Source organism: Micromonospora sp. NPDC048868, assembly GCF_043198195.1.
In the GTDB taxonomy this organism is placed as follows: domain Bacteria; phylum Actinomycetota; class Actinomycetes; order Mycobacteriales; family Micromonosporaceae; genus Micromonospora; species Micromonospora reichwaldensis.
Genome location: NZ_JBICUN010000002.1, coordinates 151,848 through 172,718, shown reverse-complemented (window position 1 = coordinate 172,718; position 20,871 = coordinate 151,848). Strand labels below are relative to the sequence as shown.

At 73.6% G+C, this 20,871-nt stretch carries 20 protein-coding genes; 13 read left to right on the top strand and 7 right to left on the bottom strand.

Translation table 11 applies throughout. The features are described 5' to 3' along the window. Window positions 1-163 precede the first annotated feature (163 nt). Complete coding sequence (locus tag ACGFNF_RS03685) at window positions 164-1,090, top strand: sporulation protein (protein WP_393165525.1); 927 nt, start codon at window positions 164-166, stop codon at window positions 1,088-1,090. A gap of 10 nt (window positions 1,091-1,100) precedes the next feature. Here ACGFNF_RS03685 and leuE read toward each other — a convergent pair whose 3' ends face one another. Both leuE and ACGFNF_RS03675 read right to left on the bottom strand, forming a co-directional pair. Continuing rightward, the gene (gene leuE / locus ACGFNF_RS03680) at window positions 1,101-1,769 is read right to left on the bottom strand and encodes a leucine efflux protein LeuE (protein ID WP_393165523.1); all 669 of its coding nucleotides are present in this window, start codon (window positions 1,767-1,769) and stop codon (window positions 1,101-1,103) included. Next, window positions 1,766-3,010 (bottom strand): bifunctional pyridoxamine 5'-phosphate oxidase family protein/GNAT family N-acetyltransferase, encoded by a 1,245-nt coding sequence (locus ACGFNF_RS03675; RefSeq protein WP_393165521.1) that lies wholly within the window; start codon window positions 3,008-3,010, stop codon window positions 1,766-1,768. Before ACGFNF_RS03675 ends, leuE begins: the two co-directional genes overlap by 4 nt. 34 nt (window positions 3,011-3,044) lie before the next feature. Between ACGFNF_RS03675 and ACGFNF_RS03670 the strand changes: the two genes are divergently transcribed. The 9 genes from ACGFNF_RS03670 (at window position 3,045) to rny (ending at window position 13,441) form a co-directional block, all read left to right on the top strand. Next, on the top strand, window positions 3,045-4,385 hold the full coding sequence (locus tag ACGFNF_RS03670) for an aminotransferase class I/II-fold pyridoxal phosphate-dependent enzyme (protein WP_393165520.1): 1,341 nt from the start codon (window positions 3,045-3,047) through the stop codon (window positions 4,383-4,385). A 148-nt stretch (window positions 4,386-4,533) separates the two neighbouring features. Continuing rightward, window positions 4,534-5,238: a UdgX family uracil-DNA binding protein gene (locus ACGFNF_RS03665; protein ID WP_357577349.1), complete on the top strand. Its 705-nt coding sequence runs from the start codon at window positions 4,534-4,536 to the stop codon at window positions 5,236-5,238. Window positions 5,239-5,381: 143 nt separating this feature from the next. Further along, window positions 5,382-6,524 (top strand): acyl-CoA dehydrogenase family protein, encoded by a 1,143-nt coding sequence (locus ACGFNF_RS03660; RefSeq protein WP_132232922.1) that lies wholly within the window; start codon window positions 5,382-5,384, stop codon window positions 6,522-6,524. Window positions 6,525-6,602: 78 nt separating this feature from the next. Beyond that, on the top strand, window positions 6,603-7,910 hold the full coding sequence (locus ACGFNF_RS03655) for an MFS transporter (RefSeq protein ID WP_357577347.1): 1,308 nt from the start codon (window positions 6,603-6,605) through the stop codon (window positions 7,908-7,910). A 4-nt stretch (window positions 7,911-7,914) separates the two neighbouring features. Next, window positions 7,915-8,115 (top strand): DUF3046 domain-containing protein, encoded by a 201-nt coding sequence (locus tag ACGFNF_RS03650; RefSeq protein ID WP_121395993.1) that lies wholly within the window; start codon window positions 7,915-7,917, stop codon window positions 8,113-8,115. A gap of 184 nt (window positions 8,116-8,299) precedes the next feature. Continuing rightward, window positions 8,300-9,346: a recombinase RecA gene (gene recA / locus ACGFNF_RS03645; RefSeq protein WP_089001435.1), complete on the top strand. Its 1,047-nt coding sequence runs from the start codon at window positions 8,300-8,302 to the stop codon at window positions 9,344-9,346. A 14-nt stretch (window positions 9,347-9,360) separates the two neighbouring features. Continuing rightward, window positions 9,361-10,056, top strand: a complete 696-nt coding sequence (locus ACGFNF_RS03640; protein ID WP_393165518.1) for a regulatory protein RecX — start codon at window positions 9,361-9,363, stop codon at window positions 10,054-10,056. A 180-nt stretch (window positions 10,057-10,236) separates the two neighbouring features. Beyond that, on the top strand, window positions 10,237-10,995 hold the full coding sequence (locus tag ACGFNF_RS03635) for a 3-keto-5-aminohexanoate cleavage protein (protein ID WP_393165516.1): 759 nt from the start codon (window positions 10,237-10,239) through the stop codon (window positions 10,993-10,995). 679 nt (window positions 10,996-11,674) lie between these two features. After that, window positions 11,675-13,441 (top strand): ribonuclease Y, encoded by a 1,767-nt coding sequence (gene rny, locus ACGFNF_RS03630; RefSeq protein ID WP_393165514.1) that lies wholly within the window; start codon window positions 11,675-11,677, stop codon window positions 13,439-13,441. A gap of 59 nt (window positions 13,442-13,500) precedes the next feature. Here rny and ACGFNF_RS03625 read toward each other — a convergent pair whose 3' ends face one another. From ACGFNF_RS03625 to ACGFNF_RS03610, 4 genes are read right to left on the bottom strand one after another with little or no spacing between them, the layout of a single operon-like run. Next, a complete protein-coding gene (locus tag ACGFNF_RS03625; RefSeq protein ID WP_393165512.1) occupies window positions 13,501-14,466 on the bottom strand; it encodes an amino acid ABC transporter permease in 966 nt (321 codons plus the stop codon). After that, on the bottom strand, window positions 14,463-15,170 hold the full coding sequence (locus ACGFNF_RS03620) for an amino acid ABC transporter permease (protein WP_357577342.1): 708 nt from the start codon (window positions 15,168-15,170) through the stop codon (window positions 14,463-14,465). The genes ACGFNF_RS03625 and ACGFNF_RS03620 overlap by 4 nt, the downstream gene beginning before the upstream one ends. Before the next feature lie 41 nt (window positions 15,171-15,211). After that, window positions 15,212-16,090, bottom strand: a complete 879-nt coding sequence (locus tag ACGFNF_RS03615; RefSeq protein ID WP_357577341.1) for a glutamate ABC transporter substrate-binding protein — start codon at window positions 16,088-16,090, stop codon at window positions 15,212-15,214. Between the two features lie 58 nt (window positions 16,091-16,148). Further along, entirely contained in the window at window positions 16,149-16,904 is a 756-nt protein-coding gene (locus ACGFNF_RS03610; protein ID WP_089001428.1) for an amino acid ABC transporter ATP-binding protein, read from the bottom strand. A 184-nt stretch (window positions 16,905-17,088) separates the two neighbouring features. Here ACGFNF_RS03610 and selD point away from each other — a divergent pair, with 184 nt between their 5' ends. Both selD and ACGFNF_RS03600 read left to right on the top strand, forming a co-directional pair. Beyond that, on the top strand, window positions 17,089-18,084 hold the full coding sequence (gene selD / locus ACGFNF_RS03605; RefSeq protein ID WP_393165853.1) for a selenide, water dikinase SelD: 996 nt from the start codon (window positions 17,089-17,091) through the stop codon (window positions 18,082-18,084). A gap of 240 nt (window positions 18,085-18,324) precedes the next feature. Then, window positions 18,325-18,804: a hypothetical protein gene (locus ACGFNF_RS03600; RefSeq protein WP_132232940.1), complete on the top strand. Its 480-nt coding sequence runs from the start codon at window positions 18,325-18,327 to the stop codon at window positions 18,802-18,804. A 150-nt stretch (window positions 18,805-18,954) separates the two neighbouring features. On the opposite strand, the gene ACGFNF_RS03595 is transcribed toward ACGFNF_RS03600, so the two are convergent. Further along, window positions 18,955-19,185, bottom strand: coding sequence for a DUF2277 family protein (locus ACGFNF_RS03595; protein WP_393165509.1), 231 nt, complete (start codon window positions 19,183-19,185; stop codon window positions 18,955-18,957). 51 nt (window positions 19,186-19,236) lie between these two features. On the opposite strand from ACGFNF_RS03595, the gene miaB reads away from it, so the two are divergent. Next, window positions 19,237-20,736, top strand: coding sequence for a tRNA (N6-isopentenyl adenosine(37)-C2)-methylthiotransferase MiaB (miaB, locus tag ACGFNF_RS03590; protein ID WP_393165507.1), 1,500 nt, complete (start codon window positions 19,237-19,239; stop codon window positions 20,734-20,736). Window positions 20,737-20,871 lie beyond the last annotated feature (135 nt).

The window sequence follows — 20,871 nt, the reverse complement described above, 5'->3', positions numbered from 1 at the left end:
GGCCACCCGCCGGGTCCGCGACGATGGGGGTGGCCCCACCCGCCGGGTCCGCGAGGATGGGGGTGGCCCCACCCGCCGGGGCGGCGACGACAGGGGTGACCCCACGCGCGGGGTCGGCGGCCGTGGGTGGCCGGACCGGCCCAGTCGTGGACGGGGGAGTGCCGTGCGGTTGACGGGCGTGTCGCCGGAGTCCGGCTGGACCGGCCTGTCGGTGCGGACCGCCCTGGCCAACGCGAGCACCCGTCCCGGGCTGCGGCTGCCGGGGCGGGTCACCGTCGTCGCCGGCTCCACCGACGTACCCGTCCTGCACGTCCGGCTCGGCCTGGTCACCACGGCAGAGCCGGACGACCCGGAGGCGCCCCGCCGCCTGGTGCAGTTCCACCAGGCGACGGTGGCCGACGCCTTCGTGCTGCGGGCCGGGCGGGGCCGGTCGATCCCGTTCGAGTTCCCGCTGCCGTGGGAGACCCCGGTGACCGTGGTCGGCGGGGTGCCCCTGCTCAGCCTGCGGATGGGGCTGCGTACGGAGGTGGCGGTCGAGCCCCGCCTCGACCAGGGCGCGATGGTGCCGGTCTTCGTGCATCCGCTGCCCACCCAGTCGCACGTCCTGGCGGCCCTCGACACGCTCGGCTTCAGCATGCGCCAGGCCGGCCTGGTCGACGGGCGGCTGCCGGGGGTGGCGCAGACCCTGCCGCTGCACCAGCGGCTGGGCTACTGGGTGGCGCCGCTCTACGCCGGGCCGATCACCGAGCTGGAGCTGATCTTCATCGCCGAGCCGGCCGGCCTGGAGGTGATCCTCTGGCTGGACCGGCGGCTGGCCCTGGCCGGGATCACCCACCAGAGCATCAGCCGGTTCCGGGTCTGGCACGTGGGCGCCGACCAGCGGGACTGGATCGCGACCGTGGACGCCTGGCTGCGTACGGCGATCAACCGGCACGCCGCGGCCGCCGCGCACGCCGACTGGTCGGCGACCCTCTCCGGGTCGGCGCACGTCAGCCGCCCGCCGGACGAGCCGATCCACCCCGGCTTCGGGCTGGGCGGCACGGCCGGCGGAGCCGGCGTCGGGGGCTCCGGCGGCGGCGACGGCACCTGACCCGCCCGGGTCAGGCGGTGGCGGTGGCCAGCTTGAGGCTGAAGCCGAGGAAGAGCGCGGCGACGCCCGTGGTGGCGCCGACGGCCAGGCGGTGGCGCCGACGGAACTGGGCCGCCAGGAACGTGCCCGTGAAGATCAGCGCGGTCAGGTAGAGCGCGCTGGTGACCTGGGCGATCAGCCCGAGCAGCAGGAACGACAGCGCCGGCCAGGCGTAGCCCGGGTCCACGAACTGGATGAAGAACGAGACGAAGAAGAGGATCGCCTTCGGGTTGAGCAGGCTGATCACCAGCGCCTTGCGGAAGGGGCTGCGCAGCGCCGCCGGCTCCGCGGCGTCGATGAGCCGCGGGGTGGCCGGGTCGTTGCGCGTCCGCCAGCGCCGCCACGCGCCGCGCAGCATCGTCAACGCCACATAGCCGAGGTACGCGGCGCCGGCGTACTTGATCACGAGGAAGAGCGGCGGGTACGCCTGGACCAGCGACGCCACGCCGGCGGCGGAGAGGAACATGAGTATCCCGTCTCCGACGAAGACCCCGCCGGCCGCCCGGTAGCCGGTCGCCACGCCCCGCTGCGCGGCGGTGGAGAGCACGAAGAGGGAGTTGGGCCCGGGCAGCAGAACGATCGCCACGGTGCCCAGCACGTACGTCCAGATGTCGGTGATGCCCAGCACGCCCGCCATCATGGGGCCACGGGTGCCGTCCGGCGAAGCCTTTCCCGGAGCGTGACCTGTGCGTTCGGCCACTCGTCGACGATCATCGAATACTGCACGGTGTCCCGCCAGGAGCCGTCCGGGCGGAGCCGGTGCCGGCGCAGCACCCCCTCGCGGGACGCGCCGAGGCGCTCGATGGCCCGCTGCGAGCGCTCGTTGCGGATGTCGGTGTGCCAGACCACCCGCTCCGCGCCCAGCTCCTCGAAGGCGCGGGTGAGCAGCAGCAGCTTCGCCTCGGTGTTGATCGCGGTGCGCCACCAGGGCCGGCCCAGGTAGGTGTAGCCGATCGCCACGGCCCGGCGCTCCGGGTCCACCTCGTAGAAGGAGGTGGTGCCGACCACCGCGCCGGTCACCGCGCAGCGCTGCGCCCAGGGCACCCGCTCGCCCCGCCGGTGGGCGGCCAGCGCGGTGGCGATGCCCTCGGCGGTGCCGGCGGCGTCGGCCGGCTGCGGGCTGCCCAGGTGCCGCCAGACCTCCGGGTCGGCGGTCGCGGCGTGCAGTTCGTCGGCGTGCGCGAGGTCGAGCGGTTCCAGCAGCACGTGCTCCCCGCGCAGCACCGCCGGGTCGAGCCACGGCGAGGTCCGCTCCCGCAGGTACGCCGGCACCGGCACGGTCATCCCGGCGTCGGGCTCGGGCAGCCCGGCGGTCAGCCGCAGCGGCACCACGCCGGCCCAGTGCGGCAGGGCGAGGTCGGTCTCCTCGTCGCGTACGCCGCCGGTGCGGGCGCGCACCGACACCTCCCGTAACGGCAGGGCCAGCACGGCCGTCTCGGCCAGCTCCCGGCGCGAGGGCGGTCGGCTGTCGGCGCTGCGTCCCGCGGCGGCCTTCTCCACCAGGGCGGTCAGCATCCGCAGCTTCTCCCGCTGGTCGGTGACCAGGCGGGCGGTGCCGTGGGCGACCACTGAGCGGTAGTTGGCGCTGTGGTGGAACTGCGAGCGGCCGTAGACGAGGCCGTCGAGCAGGGTGACGGCGACGCAGACCGGCAGCCCGTCGCCCCGGGCGGCGAGCAGTGGCCGGCTGCCGGTGGAGCCGTGCAGGTAGAGGGTGTCGCCGACGCGGACGTGCAGGGTGGGCAGCACCCGGGGCTCGCCGTCGACGGTGAACCCGAGCGCGCAGTCGTACGCCTCGTCGAGGATCGCGTGCGCGGCGGCCTCGTCGTAGCTCATCCGTTCCCGGGAGCGGCTGGCGGTGGTCCGGTCGGTGGGTGCGTACATGGCTCGACCTTTGTTCTAGTACAATCCCTGATTTGTGTCAGCACGCTATCAGGTCGCCGGTACGACGGCCGCCGAGATTTCGGCCAGCATCGAATCGGGCATCCGCTCCGCCGCCCTCGCCCCGGGCGACGTCCTGCCCCCGGTGCGGGAGCTCGCCGCCCGGCTCGCGGTGAGCCCGGCCACGGCGGCCCGGGCCTACCAGGAGCTGCGCCAGCGCGGCCTGGTGGTCACCGCCGGCCGGCACGGCACCCGGGTCCGGCCCCGGCCGCCGGTGGCGTCCCGCCGCTCCGCGCTGCGCCCGCCGACCGCCCCCGGCCTGCGCGACCTCTCCCGGGGCGAGCCGGACGTGCGGCTGCTGCCGCCCCTCGGGGCGCACCTCGCCGGCCTCGCCGCCGCCGCGGGCGAACCGGTCGGCTACCCCGCGGCCGGGGTGCTGCCCGAACTGGCCGAGGCGGCCCGCGAACGGCTGGCCGCCGACGGCGTACCGGCGACCGAGCTGACCGTCACCGGCGGCGCGCTGGACGGCATCGAGCGGCTGCTCGGCGCGCACCTGCGCCCCGGCGACGCGGTCGCGGTCGAGGACCCGGGCTGGGCCAACCTGCTCGACCTGGTCGCCGCGCTCGGGCTGCGGCCGATCGGCGTGCCGGTCGACGACGACGGTCCGCTGGTCGCCGGGGTCGGCGCCGCGCTCGCCGCCGGCGCGCGGGCGCTGATCGTGACGAGCCGGGCCCAGAACCCCACCGGCGCGGCGGTCTCCGCCGAGCGGGCCGGGGAGCTGCGCGCCCTGCTCGCCGGCCGGTCCGACCTGCTGCTGATCGAGGACGACCACGCCGCCGAGCTGGCCCGCGTACCGCTGCACCCGCTCGCCGGGGCGACCCCGGCGTGGGCCTTCGTCCGCTCGGTGAGCAAGCCGTTCGGGCCCGACCTGCGGCTGGCCGTGCTGGTCGGCGACGAGACCACGGTGGCCCGGGTGGCCGGCCGGGCCCGGGTCGGCGCCGGCTGGGTCTCCACCGTGCTGCAACGGCTCGTCCTGGCGCTCTGGCGGGACCCCGCCGTGGCCGGGCTGGTGGACCGGGCCGCCGGCAGCTACGAGCGGCGGCGCACGGGGCTGATCGACGCGCTCGCCGGCCACGGCCTGGTCGCCCACGGCCGCAGCGGCATCAACGTCTGGCTGCCGGTCGACGACGAGACCAGCGTGCTGACCGCGCTGCGCGACGCCGGCTGGGCGGTCGCGCCCGGCGCGCTGCACCGCATCGCCGGCCCGCCGGCGCTGCGCATCACCGTCAGCTCGCTCGACGAGGCGGAGATCCCGGACCTGGCCGAGGCCGTGGCCCGGGCCGTCCGGCCCACCCCCACCCCCGGCTTCACGGCGTGAGCGGGGAGCCTGCCGCGACCCCGGACGGCCCGGGGCGGGCGACGCCGCGTCGGCACTCCGCCCACACCGTCCACTTTGTGCACACCGGCGTGTCCCGCCCGGCGGGTCCCCGCGCGTGTTCCCTCCCGCACCGGGTAGAACAGTCGCCATGGCCGAGCAGACCGAGACCGCGCCGGGCGCGCAGAAGTTCATCCCGCCGCGCGCCGACACCCTCGACGACCTGCGCGCCGCCGCCGCCGGTTGCCGGGGCTGCGAGCTCCACCGGGACGCGTCGCAGACGGTCTTCGGCCGCGGCGACGCCAGTGCCCGGGTGGTCTTCGTCGGCGAGCAGCCCGGCGACCTGGAGGACCAGAAGGGCCTGCCGTTCGTCGGCCCCGCCGGCCGGCTGCTGCGCAGGGCGGTCGACGACGCCCGGCTCGACCCCGGCCACATCTACCTCACCAACGCGGTGAAGCACTTCCGCTTCGAGCTGCGCGGCAGGCGACGCATCCACCAGACCCCGGACCGGGTGCACGTCACCGCCTGCCGACCCTGGCTGGTGGCCGAGTTCGCCCAGCTCCGCCCCGAGATCGTGGTGGTGCTCGGCGCCACCGCCGCCAAGGCCCTGCTCGGCCCGACGTTCCGGGTCACCCGCCAGCGCGGCGAGCTGCTGCCCTGGCCGGAGTCGGCCCAGCACCCGGAGGACTTCCGGCGGGTGCCGGTGGACTCCGCGGGCGGCGTCGCGGACGCCCCGCCGGCCCGGCTGCTGGCCACCATCCACCCGTCCGCCGTGCTGCGCGCGGACGACCAGGACAAGGCGTACGAGGGGCTGGTCGCCGACCTCACCGTGGCCGCCCGCGCCCTGTCGAGCTGACCGGCCGGGGCCCGCCAGCCCTCCGCCGCCCGAGAGCCTCCACGTCGATCTTGGACAGTTGCCGTTCGCCGCGAACGGCAACTGTCCAAGATTCGCCTGTGGCACCGATCGGCGGACGGGTGGGCGGTGCCACACTTGCCGCCATGGAGCAGCATCTCTACGAGCGCGACCACGAGGAGTTCCGCGAGCTGTGCCGCGAGTTCCTGACCCGCGAGGCGGTGCCCCACCACGAGCGCTGGGAGGCCGACGGCATCGTCGACCGCGAGGTGTGGCGCCGGGCCGGGGCGGCCGGCCTGCTGGGCATGGACGTCGACGCGGAGTACGGCGGCGGCGGGCAGCGGGACTTCCGGTTCAACGCCGTACTGGACGAGGAGATCGTCGCCAGCGGCTGCACGGGGCTCGGCTTCGGCCTGCACAACGACGTGGTGGCGCCGTACCTGACCGAGCTGACCACCGACGAGCAGCGCAAGCGCTGGCTGCCCGGGTTCTGCTCCGGCGACCTGGTCACCGCGATCGCGATGAGCGAGCCCGGCGCCGGCTCCGACCTGGCCGGGATCCGCACGAGCGCGGTCCGCGACGGCGACGGCTGGGTGCTCAACGGCCAGAAGACCTTCATCACCAACGGGGAGATGGCCGACCTGGTGGTCGTGGTCGTGCGTACCGCGCCGGAGCAGGGCGCGCACGGGGTGAGCCTGATCGCGGTGGAGAGCGGCACCCCCGGCTTCTCCCGGGGCCGGCGGCTGGCCAAGGTCGGGCTCAAGGCCAACGACACCGCCGAGCTGTTCTTCGACGACTGCCGGGTGCCGGCGGAGAACCTGATCGGCACCGAGAACCACGGCTTCTACCACCTGATGGCCAACCTGCCCCGGGAGCGGCTCAGCATCGCGGTCGTCGCGGTGGCCGCCGCCGAGCGACTGCTCGCCGTCACCCTCGACTACGCCCGCTCCCGGCAGGCGTTCGGCCGGCCGATCGGCGCGTTCCAGCACAACCGCTTCCTGCTGGCCGAGCTGGACACCGAGGTCACCATCGCCCGTACCTTCGTCAACCACTGCGTCGCGGAGTACGGCGCCGGCCGGCTCTCGGTCACCGACGCGGCCAAGGCGAAGTGGTGGACCACCGAGCTGCAGAACAGGGTCGCCGACCGTTGCGTGCAGCTGCACGGCGGCTACGGCTACATGCTGGAGTACCCGGTGGCGAAGGCGTGGCTGGACGGGCGGGTGCAGACGATCTACGGCGGCACCACCGAGATCATGAAGGAGATCATCGGCCGGGGCCTCGGGTTGTAGCGTCAACGGGTTGCCAGGTGGCGGGGCGGGTGCGCAAGGATGAGATGGCACCTCGCCCCTTACCTCGAAGGAGCCGCCATGGCCACCGACCTCGCCGCGCCGCTCGTCGCCGCCGACGTCGCGCCCATCCAGCGGCGTACCCTGCGGCTGCTCTTCGTCACCCAGATCGTCGGCGGGATCGGGGTGACCATCGGCGTCGCCGTCGGGGCGCTGCTCGCCTCCGACATCGCCGGTACCGCCGTCGCGGGCCTGGTCAGCAGTTCCGCCGTGGTGGGCGGGGCGTTGCTCGCCGTGCCGGTCACCCGGATCATGACCGTGCGTGGCCGGCGGCCCGGCCTGGTCGTCGCGTACCTCACCGGCGCGGCCGGCGGCGCCCTGGTGGTCCTCGCCGCGGTGACCCGCTGGGTCCCGCTGCTCTTCCTCGGCATGCTCCTGTTCGGCGGCGGCAGCGCGGCCAACCTCCAGGCCCGCTACACGGCGGTGGACCTGGCCGAGCCGGCGCGCCGGGGCCGCCAGCTCTCGCTGATCGTCTGGGCCACCACCATCGGCGCGGTCGCCGCGCCGAACTTCGCCTCGCTCGCCGACCGCACCACCAGCGGCTGGGGGCTGCCGACGCTGGCCGGTCCGTTCGCGTTCAGCGCCGTCGCGCTCGTGCTGGCCGCCGGGGCGATCCTGGCGCTGCTGCGGCCGGACCCGCTGCTCACGGCGCGCCGGCTGGCGGCGGCCGGCACCCCGGCGACCCCCGTCGTCGCGCCGGCGCCGACCGCCCGGCGCGGTGCGGGCATGCGGGCCGCCTGGGCGGTGGTACGCGCGCGGCCGGCCGCCCGGCTCGGCATCGTCGCGGTGGCGGTCGGCCACCTGGTCATGGTCGCGGTGATGGTGATGACCCCGGTGCGCCTGCACGAGTGGCACGACGACGCCGACGTGCTGCGGGTGGTCGGTCTCGTGCTGAGCCTGCACATCGCCGGCATGTACGCGCTCGCCCCGGTGGCGGGCTGGCTCACCGACCGGGTCGGTCGCCGGGCGGTGATCCTCGGCGGCGTTGGGCTGCTGCTCACGGCGTGCGCGGTCGCCGGCACGGCCGGGCACCACACGGCCTGGCTCTCGGTCGGGTTGTTCCTGCTCGGCCTGGGCTGGTCGGGGACCATGGTCGCGGGCTCGACGCTGCTGTCGGAGTCCGTGCCGGTGGGGATCCGGCCGAGCGTGCAGGGGCTCTCCGACCTGACCATGGGCCTGGCCGGCGCCGGTGCCGGGGCGGTCAGCGGGTTTGTCGTGGAGGCGGCCGGTTACCCGGTGCTCACCGGGCTCGCGGCGGTCGCGGTGGTGCCCCTGGTGACGCTAGCGTTGCGGCCGGTGCCGGTGGGGGCACCGGACGAGGAGGACTGATCACGTGCGGCTGACCGACTTCTGGTCCCGGCTGGAGGAGGCCTTCGGGCCCGGCTACGCGGGCAGCATCGCCCGCGACCAGGTGCTCTCGCAGCTCGGTGGGCGGACCATCGAGCAGGCCCTGGCGTCGGGTGAGCAGACCCACGTGGTGTGGCGGGCGGTCTGCGCCGCCTATCCCGACCGGGTGCCCGCGCGGCTACGCTGAGCAGCCGTTTCGTGGCTTCCGCGTGTCGCTTGTCGCCTCGTACACCTGTTCGGCTATTGTCCACAGCGGGGTGCTCGTCCACAGCTCACGGCCGGTCGGCTGGTTTTCTGTCGGACCCAGCGCCTAGCGTGTCCGCGTGACGCGAAGCTCAGGAAAGACGCCGGCGAAGGCAGGGGTGGCAAACATGGCCGCAGGGCCCGACCGGGAGAAGGCACTCGACCTTGCTCTCGCTCAGATCGACAAGCAGTTCGGCAAGGGTTCGGTGATGCGGCTGGGAGAGCGGCCGGTCGTCCAGACGTCGGTGATTCCGACGGGTTCGATCGCGCTCGACGTGGCGCTCGGCGTGGGCGGTCTGCCCCGGGGCCGGGTCGTCGAGATCTACGGTCCGGAGTCCAGCGGTAAGACCACGGTGGCCCTGCACGCGGTGGCCAACGCCCAGCGGGCCGGCGGCATCGCCGCCTTCGTCGACGCCGAGCACGCGCTCGACCCGGAATACGCCAAGGCCCTCGGCGTCGACACCGACGCCCTGCTGGTCTCCCAGCCGGACACCGGCGAGCAGGCGCTGGAGATCACGGACATGCTGGTCCGCTCCGGCGCGATCGACATCATCGTCATCGACTCGGTGGCCGCGCTGGTGCCGCGCGCCGAGATCGAGGGCGAGATGGGCGACAGCCACGTGGGTCTGCAGGCCCGGCTGATGAGCCAGGCGCTGCGGAAGATCACCGGTGTGCTCAACAACACCGGCACCACGGCGATCTTCATCAACCAGCTCCGCGAGAAGATCGGCGTGATGTTCGGCAGCCCCGAGACCACCACGGGTGGTCGGGCGCTGAAGTTCTACGCCTCTGTCCGGCTCGACGTGCGCCGCATCGAGAGCCTCAAGGACGGCACCGACGTGGTCGGCAACCGCACCCGGGTCAAGGTCGTGAAGAACAAGGTCGCCGCGCCGTTCAAGCAGGCCGAGTTCGACATCATGTACGGCAAGGGCATCTCCCGCGAGGGCTCGCTGATCGACGTCGGCGTGGAGCAGGCGATCATCCGCAAGTCCGGCGCCTGGTACACCTACGACGGCGACCAGCTGGGCCAGGGCAAGGAGAAGGCCCGCGAGTTCCTCCGGGAGAACCCGGACGTCGCCGCCGAGATCGAGAAGAAGATCCTGGAGAAGCTCGGCGTCGGGGTCGGCGCGGGTGACGCCGCCGGTGGCCCGGAGCTGCCGCCGGTCGACTTCTGACCGGTCCCTGACCAGTGGCAGGACGACGCGCCCGCACCGGGCGGGGCTGGGATGCCAGCCCCGCCCGCGCGGGTGACGACAGCGCGCCCCGGCCCCGTCGGGCCCGGCGCGGCCGTACCGACGACACCGACCCCGAGGCGCCCCCGGCCCCGCGGCGCGACGAGGCCGAGCTGGCGCGGGAGATCTGCCTGCGCCAGCTGTCCGTCCGGCCCCGCACCCGGGCCGAGCTGGCCGGGGCGCTGGCGAAGCGGGGCGTCTCCGACGAGGTCTCGGCGGAGGTGCTCGACCGCTACGACGAGGTCGGCATCATCGACGACGCCGCGTTCGCCCGGGCCTGGGTGGCCAGCCGGCACTCCGGCCGGGGCCTGGCCCGCCGGGCACTCGCCAACGAGCTGCGCCAGCGCGGGGTGGACGGCGAGGTCGCGAGCGAGGCCCTCGGGGAGCTGGACGAGGAGACCGAGGCCGAGACCGCCCGCGCCCTGGTCGAGCGGAAGCTGCGCACCGCCCGGGGCGAGCCGGACGCGGTCTTCCGGCGGCTGGTGGCCATGCTGGCCCGCAAGGGCTACCCGCCGGGCGTGGCGATCCGGGCGGTGAAGGACGCCCTCGCCGCGCAGAGCGCCGAGGCGGCCGAGTTCGCCGAGCAGATCGACGCCGACGCGCTCGCCGACGCCGAGGGCGAGCTGGAGCGGGACAACCGCTCCCCCGGGTGAGTGGAGCACCGGGCCGGAAAGGCCGCTGCTGAAGGCGCGTCGCGACGGGCCGCTGAGCCCGGCGGTGGGGCCCGTGTCGGAGGCGTGGCGGCAGGGCCGCCGGCCCGGCGGTGGGACCCCGTGCAGGGGGCGCGTCGCGACGGAGCGCTGAGCCCGGCGGCGGGCCCGTGTTGGAGGCGTGTGTCGGCAGGGCCGCGGGCCCGGCGGTGGGCGGGGGGAGACTTCGTGTTGAAGGCGTGCCTCAACGGGGCCCGAGGGCGTGCCGAGCATCCGGCGGTGCCGGTCACCCCGGCCGAGTTGGCGGCCGACGCGGCCCGCTGCGCGGGGCTCGGCGCAGGGGCGGTGCACGTACATCCCCGGGACGCCGCCGGCCGCGAGTCCCTGCACCCACTGGTGGTCGCCGCCGCGCTGGACGCGATCCGGGCCACTCGGCCGGGGCTGCCGGTGGGGGTGAGCACCGGGGCCTGGATCGAGGCGCAGCCGGCCGCCCGGGTGGCCGCGGTCCGGGCCTGGACCGTGCTGCCCGACTTCGCCTCGGTCAACGCTCACGAGCCGGGCGCGGAGGCGGTGGCGACGGCGCTGCACGAGCGCGGCGTCATGGTCGAGGCGGGGCTCTGGACGGTCGACGCGGTCGGGGCGTACGCGCGGTGGCGGGTGCCGGCCGGGCGGATCCTGATCGAGTGCATGGCCGAGGACCGGGCGGTGGCGCTTACGGACGCCGCCGCGATGCTGGCCGCGCTGCCGTTCCCTGCGGCCGGGAGCCCGCCGGTCCTGCTGCATGCCGAGGGGCCGGCGACCTGGCCGGTGCTGACCGAGGCGGTGCGCCGGGGCCTGCACAGCCGCGTCGGGCTGGAGGACACGCTGTCGCTGCCCGACGGCTCGCCCGCGCCCGACAACGCCGCACTCGTGGCGGCGGCACTGGCGGCGGGCGCCCGCTGACCCACCCGACCGGGGGAGTGGTGCCCTCGTGGGCTCCGGCGAGCGTCGCGGCGTGGAGGGCTGCGTCACAGCCGGTCGGCCGTGCACCGGCGGGTACGCGTACGGCCGCCGGGTGGCGCGTCGGCGGCTGCGTACGGGCCGCCCTGCTGAGCAGGGCCGACGCGCCGCGCGACCCGGTCCGCAGCCGTTTTGTCCGCCGGTGTCCGGGCGCGCATCAGCGTTGCGTGACGCGGCAACTTCTCTCCGTTCGGGGGGTTTGATCATGAGTTCTTGACCGGAGCCCCCCGGGAGACCTAGCCTCGCCATACAGGCTCACATTGCCCGACCAAGCGCAGGCTAAGCGCACAACATAGATCGCGTAACGGAACAGCATCACTTTGGTCGATCCGATCGGCCATTGGCGGCAGCTTCGGACTGGCCGGTCCGACACTGGCGCGACAACTGCACCCGGCCGTCGGCGATGCTCCCGCGTGGGCACCGCCGACGGAAGCTACCCCACGGCCAGTCGCTCCGGTCGGGCGTCCACAGCCGCAGGGTGCGTGCCCATCGGCACGGTCGCTGCGGTCCCGACGTTCAGGGGAGGCGGCCATGGCGAGGCGGCGCAGTTCCACCGGGGTCCCGACATGAGCGGGCCGGTCGGGCCGGGCCCTGTGGCCATCGGGCGGAGCGGAGCGCCGGCATGAGCGGGTTCGACATCGTGATCCTCGCCGTGGTGCTGGTCCTGACCGTCGTCGTGCTCGGGGCGGTGCTGCTCGGCGTACGGGCGCTGCGCCGGTTCGGTGCGGCACCGGCGCCAGAGGACCCCGCCTTCATCGCCGAGAAGGACCGGCAGGAGCAGTCCCTCGCGGCCCTGCGTACCGCCGCCGACGAGGCCAACAGCACGATCGACGTGGCGAAGTCCGCCGCCGCGGCGGCCCGCACCGAGGCGGCCGCCGCGAAGGCCGAGGCGAAGGCGGCCCGGGCGGAGGCCCGCCGGGTGCTCGACGATGCCCGGGCGGAGGCCGACACCGTCCTGGAGCGGGCCCACAAGCAGGCCGAGGCCGACGCGGAGCAGCTGCGGGCCACCGCCCGGCGCAGCGGCGAGCGGGAGGTCGCGGTGCTCGCCGCCACCACCCGGGAGCAGGCCGCCGAGGTGGACCGGCGGGCGACCCGGATGGACGAGCGCGAGCGGCTGCACACCGAGGAGGTGGAGCGCCTCGCCGAGCGGGAACGGCAGCTCACCGCAGCCAGCGCGGCCCTGTCGGCCCGCGAGGCCGCCCTCGCCCAGCGCGAGGCCGAGCTGGCCGAGGCGGAGGAGCAGCGGCGCCGCGAGCTGGAGCGGGTCGCCGGCCTCACCGCCGACGCGGCCCGGGCGGAGCTGATCGAGGCGATCGAGGTCCAGGCCAAGCGGGAGGCCGCGCTGCTGGTCCGCGACATCGAGTCCGACGCCCGCGGCACCGCCGAGCAGCGCGCCCGGCACATCGTCGTCGACGCCATCCAGCGGGTCGCCAGCGAGCAGACCGCGGAGAGCGTGGTCAGCGTCCTGCACCTGCCGGGCGACGAGATGAAGGGGCGGATCATCGGCCGGGAGGGCCGCAACATCCGCGCCTTCGAGTCGGTCACCGGCGTGAACCTGATCATCGACGACACCCCCGAGGCGGTGCTGCTCTCCTGCTTCGACCCGGTGCGCCGGGAGGTGGGGCGGCTGACCCTGGAGAAGCTGGTCCTGGACGGGCGGATCCACCCGCACCGCATCGAGGAGGTCTACGACCTCGCCCGGCACGAGGTGGAGGAGCTCTGCCAGCGGGCCGCCGAGGACGCCCTGGTCGAGGTCGGCATCACCGAGATCCACCCGGAGCTGGTCACCCTGCTCGGCCGGCTGCGCTACCGGACGTCGTACGGGCAGAACGTGCTCAAGCACCTGGTGGAGACCGCGCACATCGCCGGCATCATGGCCGCCGAGCTGCGGCTGGACGTGCCGATCATCAAGCGTTCGGCGTTCCTGCACGACATCGGCAAGGCGCTCACGCACGAGGTGGAGGGCAGCCACGCCATCATCGGCGCCGACCTCGCCCGCAAGTACGGCGAGAACGAGGACGTCGTGCACGCCATCGAGGCGCACCACAACGAGGTGCCGCCGCAGACCATCGAGGCCGTCCTCACCCAGGCGTCCGACGCCTGCTCGGGCGGCCGGCCGGGGGCCCGGCGGGAGAGCCTGGAGGCGTACGTCAAGCGGCTGGAGCGGATCGAGGAGATCGCGGCCGGCAAGCTCGGCGTGGAGAAGGTCTTCGCCATGCAGGCCGGCCGGGAGATCCGGGTGATGGTCAAGCCGGACGACGTCGACGACATCGGCGCCGCCGTGCTGGCCCGGGACGTGGCGAAGCAGATCGAGGAGGAGCTGACCTACCCCGGTCAGATCCGGGTCACCGTGGTCCGCGAGTCCCGGGTCACCGAGATCGCCCGCTGACGGCGTCAACACGAAGGGCCGGCCCGATCATCGGGCCGGCCCTTCGTCGTGCGTCGCGGTCAGGCGCCGCCGGTGCCCTCCGCCTGCGCGGTGAGCGCGGCCGGGGGCGGCTTCTGGGCCGGGGTGCCGGCGGTCTTGCGGCCCCGGGAGAGCCGGTGCTGCACGTACTGGGCCAGCTTCGACAGCGCGTAGTTCACCACGATGAACATGACCGCGATCACCACGTAGACCTGGATCGGGTTGTCCAGTACGCCGATGATCTGCTTGCCGATGTTCAGGGTCTCCTCGTAGCTGATGATGAAGCCCAGCGAGGTGTCCTTGAGCACGACGACGAGCTGGCTGATCAGCGCCGGCAGCATGATCCGGAACGCCTGCGGCAGCAGGATCATCCGGGTGGTCTGCGCCGGGGAGAGCCCGATCGCGGCAGCCGCCTCGGCCTGCCCGCCGGGCAGGCCCTCCATGCCGGAGCGGAGGATCTCGGCGATCACCACCGAGTTGTAGATGGTCAGGCCGATGACCAGGTACCACAGCGTGTCGAACGAGACGCCGAACTCGGGGAAGCCGCGGGCCACGAAGAAGATCGTGATGACCACGGGCAGGCCCCGGAACACCTCGACGCAGACGCGGGTGACCGCCGACAGCAGCGTGCTCAGCCCACGCAGCAGGTACGCCAGCGGCGTCGCGAGCCCGGTGAAGCGGCGCTGGGTCAGGCTCTTGAGCTGGATCCGCAGTACCGCGAGCAGGGTGCCGACCACAAGCGAGGAGACGATCGCGAGGGCGGCGGCGGTCAGCGTGTTCTTGAAGCCGAGGCCGATCCGGTCCCACACCAGCGAGAAGTTCTCGTTGGAGGGGTCGATCAGCGGCCCCCAGAGCTCCATCGAGAACTGGCCCTTGTCGTCCAGCGGACGGTAGACCAGGAGGTACGCGGCGGCGAGCAGCAGCACCGTCGCCACCACGCTGCCGATCAGCGTGAGCCGGCGCTGCCGGGGGCCGGGGACGTCGTAGAGGACGCTCTGCTGGCTCATCGGGCCACCGCCTGCCGCTTCTCGATCCGGTCGAGGAGCGCGCCGAGGGGGACGGTCATGATCAGATATCCGATCGAGATGCCGATGGCGACGGGGACGAAGGCGTAGCCCTCGGCCGAGGTGAGCTGGTCGGCGGTCTGCGAGAGGTCGCCGACCACGCCGAAGAAGCCGACGAGCGCCGAGTTCTTGATCATCGCGATGATCACCGACCCGAGCGGCACCACCGAGGCCTTCCAGGACTGCGGCAGCACCACGTACCGCAGGTTCTGGCCGAAGGTCAGGCCCAGCGACCGGGCGGCCTCCGCCTGGCCGGCGGGTACGGCGTTCACGCCGGAGCGCAGCGCCTCGCAGACGAACGCCGCGGTGTAGAGCACCAGGGCGATCAGCGCGAAGCGGAAGTACGGCAGATCGGTGTCGAGGCGGCTGAACACCGCTTCCAGGCCGGGGATGCGCAGGAAGTCGGCGTTGGAGCCGAGCGCCGGCAGGCCGAACGCGGCGAAGAACATCACCACGGTCAGCGGCATGTTGCGGAACACGTTCACGTAGCCGGTGCCGACCGCCCGCAGCGGCGGCACCGGGGAGATCCGCAGCACCGCCAGGACGGCGCCCAGGATCAGGGCGCCGATCGCGGCGAGTACGCAGATCTGGAGGGTGAGCCAGAAACCACCCGCGAAGACGTCGAACTTGTCGATGAGCACACTCACGGGCCGGTCTTCCTCCCCACCCTCCAGATCAACGGATCAGCTCAGTAGCGGTTGACGGTCGGCGCGCTGCCGAGCTCGGCGCCGAACTTGCCGGCGGTGTCGTCCCAGGCCTTCTTCCAGCTGCCGTCGGCGAACGCCTTCTCCAGCGTGTCGTTGACGAAGTTGCGGAAGTCGGTGTCCTCCTTCTTCACCCCGAGGCCGTACGGCTCCTTGGTGAAGTTCTCGCCAGCCAGCTTGAACGATGCCTCGTCCTTGGCGATGTAGCCGAGCAGGATCACGTTGTCCGTGGTGACGGCGTCGACCTGGCCGCCCTTGAGGGCGTCGCGGCACTTGTCGTAGGTGTCGAAGAGCACCAGCTGGGTGGCGACGTCCTTGACGTGCTTCTTGATCTCCTCGGCCGGCGTGGAGCCGGTGACCGAGCAGACCTTCTTGGTGCCGTCCTTGAACGAGTCCGGCCCGGTGATGGCGGCCTCGTCCTTCTTCACCATGATGTTCTGGCCGGCCTCGTAGTACGGCCCGGCGAACGCGATGCGCTCCTTGCGCTTGTCGTTGATCGTGTACGTGGCGGCGACCAGGTCGACCGTGCCGTTCACGATCACGTCCTCGCGGACCTTCGAGGGGGCCTCGACCCACTCGATCTTGTCCTCGGGGATGCCCAGCTCCTTGACAATGATCTTCGCGACCTCGACGTCGAAGCCCTCCGGCTTGCCGGACAGGCCCTTCTGGCCGAAGCCGGGCTGATCGAACTTCGTGCCGATCTTGATGGCCTGGGCCTTGTTGAGGCGCTCCATCGTGCTGCCGGCGGCGAAGGACTTGCTGCCGGCGCCGGTGCCCTCGTCGGCGTCGTCGCCACCGCAGGCGGTCATACCGAGCGCCAGGGTGGCGGCCGCCGCGAGCGCCGCTACGCGCGTGATACGCATACACTTCTCCTTCTTCGACGGAACCCGCCAGGGGACGGCGCGCTCCAGGTACGGACGCCTAGTGCGTGAGGATCTTGGACAGGAAGTCCTTGGCGCGCTCGCTGCGCGGGTTGGCGAAGAACTCGGCCGGCGGCGCGTCCTCGACCAGCTGGCCGTCGGCCATGAAGATGACGCGGTTCGCCGCGTGCCGGGCGAAGCCCATCTCGTGGGTCACCACGACCATGGTCATGCCCTCGCTGGCCAGCGACGTCATCACGTCCAGCACCTCGCCGACCATCTCCGGGTCCAGCGCGCTGGTCGGCTCGTCGAAGAGCATCGCCTTGGGCTGCATGGCCAGCGCCCGGGCGATCGCCACCCGCTGCTGCTGGCCGCCGGAGAGCTGGGCCGGGAACTTGTCGGCCTGGTTGGCGATGCCCACCCGGTCCAGCAGGGCCAGGCCGCGCTCGCGCGCCGCCGCCGGCTTCTCCTTGCGGACCTTGACCGGCCCCAGGGTGACGTTCTCGAGGATCGTCTTGTGCGCGAAGAGGTTGAACGACTGGAACACCATGCCGACCTCGCTGCGCAGCTTCGCCAGCGCCTTGCCCTCGGCCGGCAGCGGCTGCCCGTCGAAGGTGATCGTGCCGGAGTTGATCGGTTCGAGGCGGTTGATGGTGCGGCACAGCGTCGACTTGCCGGAGCCCGACGGGCCGATCACCACGACCACCTCGCCGCGCCCGACCGACAGCGAGACGTCGTCCAGCACGTGCAGCGGCCCGAACCACTTGTTGACCGAGTCCAGCACGATGAGCGGTTCGCCCGTCGTCACGTCGTTCACCGTCCCTGTCGTCGCGCGGGGTCGGGTGACCCCCGGTTGGGCAACTGTAGGCGGGGGGATGTGGCGGGACGCAACTCAGTTGGTCACGGAGCGATAACACCAGTTCAGAACGGGGTCAAGAGTCCGATTTTGACCGCGATCGGGGTCCGCCGGTTGCCATCGCGTGGAGCGGTTCGGCGATCATGTGGGGATGACCGAACCGGTACGGCTCACCCGGTACGCCCGGGGCGGCGGCTGCGCGTGCAAGATCCCCCCGGGGGAGCTGGAGACCATGGTCGCCGGGCTCGGCCCGGCCACCGGCACCGCCGAGCTGCTCGTCGGGCTCGATCACGGCGACGACGCCGCGGTGGTCCGGCTCGACGAGCGCACCGGCCTGGTCACCACTGCCGACTTCTTCACCCCGGTGGTCGACGACGCGTACGACTGGGGGCGCATCGCCGCGACGAACGCCCTCTCCGACGTGTACGCCATGGGCGGCACCCCCCTCGTCGCGCTCAACCTGCTCTGCTGGCCGCGCGACGTGCTGCCGCTGGAGCTGGCCCGGGAGGTGCTGCGCGGCGGGCAGGACGTGGCCCGCGACGCCGGCTGCCACCTCGCCGGCGGGCACAGCGTCGACGACGAGGGCCCCAAGTACGGGCTGGCCGTCACCGGCGTGGTCCGGCCGGAGGAGCTGATCACGCTGGACGCCGGCCGGGCGGGGCTGCCGCTGTCGCTGACCAAGCCGCTCGGCGTCGGGGTGCTCAACACCCGGCACAAGGCCACCGGCGAGAGCTTCCCCGAGGCGGTCGCCGCGATGACCACCCTCAACCGCGACGCGGCGCGGGCCGCGGTGGCGGCCGGCGTCCGCTGCGGCACCGACGTGACCGGCTTCGGTCTGCTCGGGCACGCGTCCAAGCTGGCCCGGGCGAGCCGCCTGACGGTGGCGATCGACGCGTCCCGGGTGCCCTACCTGGCCGGCGCCCGCGAGGCGGTACGCGACGGGCACGTCAGCGGCGGCAGCCGGCGCAACCTGGACTGGGTAACCCCGTGGACGGACTTCGGCGGTGTCAGCGAGGAGGAGCGGCTGCTGCTGGCCGACGCGCAGACCTCGGGCGGCCTGCTGGTCGCCGGCGAACTGCCGGGCGCCACCGTGATCGGCGAGCTGCTGCCGCCCGGGGAGCACCGCGTCGTCGTGCGCTGAGGGCGGAGTCGCTGGCCGCCGACGCGGCGGCCGGGCCGCCCGGCGTGTGGCGTCCGGATCGGGCCACCGTACCCGATAAACTGTCATCTTTCCGCTACTCGGAGCAACGGCGCTCGGGGAAATTTTGCCCGGAATGGTCACAGACCGGTAACTTGCCCCCGGCTGAGGTCATATGCACCCCACCATCGTCAGTAAGGCCCGATCCGGAGGCCGGTGGGACGAGCACAGCGAGGAGGCGGCATGACCGAGCTGTGGAACTGGAGAATCGAGCAGGTGCGGCCGGTGGAGGTCTACCCGGCACTGGCTGAGGCGCTCGGCCGGGTGGTGATGCCCCTGGCGGCGGCGGACCCCGCCCGCCTGCCGACGTACGCGGTGATCTGCGACGTCTGGCAGGCGCCGGGGGAGTTCGCCACGATCGTGGACTGCTACGGGGTGCCCGAAGGGCTCTCCGAGCACGGCAGCATCGCCACGTTGGCGCGGCTGCTGGACCGCAACTGCCTGCTGCGCGACGACACGCTGGACGCCGGGCGGCACCTGCTCGTCGCGCCCGACGGCACGATCCGGCCGGTGCACTTCGACGTCCGGGAGACCGACGACGGCGAGGTGCTCGCCGACCAGCGGCTGTGCACCGACGCCGACCCCCGCTGTCGCGGCTGGTCGCAGTGCCACCGCTCGCGCTGGGCGCCGGACTCGGTGCTCCCGGCGCTCGCCGCCGCCTGACCCGCGCACCCGCCGCCGGCCCCCGTGCCGGGCACGGCGGAGGGAGCCCGGAAAGCCGGCCGACGGAGGCAGCCCGGGAGCCGGCCGACAGAGGGAGTCCGGGAGCCGGGCCGGCGGGGGCGAGGCCCCCGTCCCGGCCCGGCGGCGGGATCAGCTCGCCGGGCTGGTGGAGCGGCCGCCGCGTACCTCCAGCTCGGCGAGCAGGGTCGCGGTGGCCGCGGCGACGGCGGCGACCGCCGCGTCGAAGGCCACGGCGTTGTGGGCGGCGGGTTTGCGGAAACCCGAGATCTTTCGGACGTACTGCAACGCCGCCGCGTCGACGTCGCCCGGGGTCACCTCGGCGACGTACGGCTCACGAAGGGTCTTGATGCTCCGGCACACGGCTCCTCCTCGTTAATTCCGGTCGGTGGGCCCGGATACGCTGTCCGGGTCATGACTACCGCAGCGGCGAGCAGCCCGCGCACCTATCAGGTGCGCACCTACGGCTGCCAGATGAACGTGCACGACTCCGAGCGCATCTCCGGCCTGCTGGAGCAGGCGGGCTACGTGCGTGCCGCCGAAGCCGACGACGACCCGGACGTGGTGGTGTTCAACACCTGCGCCGTCCGGGAGAACGCCGACAACCGGCTCTACGGCAACCTCGGTCACCTGCGCCCCGTCAAGGCCAGGCACCCGGGGATGCAGATCGCCGTGGGTGGCTGCCTGGCCCAGAAGGACCGGGGCGAGATCGTCCGCAAGGCGCCCTGGGTCGACGTGGTGTTCGGCACGCACAACATCGGGTCGCTGCCGGTGCTGCTGGAGCGGGCCCGGCACAACACGGCGGCCGAGGTGGAGATCCTCGAGTCCCTCGACGTCTTCCCCTCGACGCTGCCCACCCGGCGCGAGTCCACGTACGCGGGCTGGGTGTCGATCTCCGTCGGCTGCAACAACACCTGCACGTTCTGCATCGTGCCCTCTCTGCGGGGCAAGGAGAAGGACCGCCGCCCCGGCGACATCCTCTCCGAGGTCCGCGCCCTGGTCGACGAGGGCGTGCTGGAGGTGACCCTGCTCGGGCAGAACGTCAACTCCTACGGCGTGGAGTTCGGCGACCGGCTGGCCTTCGGCAAGCTGCTGCGCGCCTGCGGCGACATCGAGGGGCTGGAGCGGGTGCGGTTCACCAGCCCGCACCCGAAGGACTTCACCGACGACGTGATCGCCGCGATGGCCGAGACGCCCAACGTCTGCCACTCGCTGCACATGCCGCTCCAGTCCGGCTCCGACGACGTGCTGCGCGCGATGCGCCGCTCCTACCGGGCCGACCGCTACCTGGGCATCATCGAGAAGGTCCGGGCGGCGATGCCGGACGCGGCGATCACCACCGACATCATCGTCGGCTTCCCCGGCGAGACCGACGCCGACTTCGAGCGCACCCTCGACGTGGTGCGCGAGGCCCGGTTCTCCTCGGCGTTCACCTTCCAGTACTCCAAGCGCCCCGGCACGCCGGCCGCCACCATGGACGGTCAGCTGCCCAAGCAGGTCGTGCAGGAGCGCTACGAGCGGCTGATCGCCTGCGTGGAGGAGATCACCTGGGCGGAGAACAAGAAGCTGGTGGGGGAGACCGTCGAGGTGCTGGTCGCCGTCGGCGAGGGGCGCAAGGACGAGCGCACGGGTCGGATGTCCGGCCGCGCCCGTGACGGCCGCCTGGTCCACTTCGACGCGGGCTCGTACGCCGGGCGGATCCGGCCCGGCGACATCGTGCACACCACCATCACCTACGCCGCACCGCACCACCTCAACGCCGACGGCGAGCCGCTGTCGCACCGGCGCACCCGGGCCGGCGACGCGGCCGAGGCGGGGCGCGCTCCGCGTACGCCGGGGGTGCTGCTCGGGCTGCCCACGATCGGCGCGCCGGCCGCGGCGCCCGCGCCGACGACCGGCTGCGCCGCGCACTGAGCCGCGACCGGCCGGGGGCGGCCCCCCCCCGCCCCCGCCCGGGGGGGCGGGGGCCCCCGCCCCCGCGCCCGGCGGGGGGGTGAGCCGGCGCCCCGGTTTTGCATTACCCTCCCCCGGGCGGCGGGCGCGCCGGTG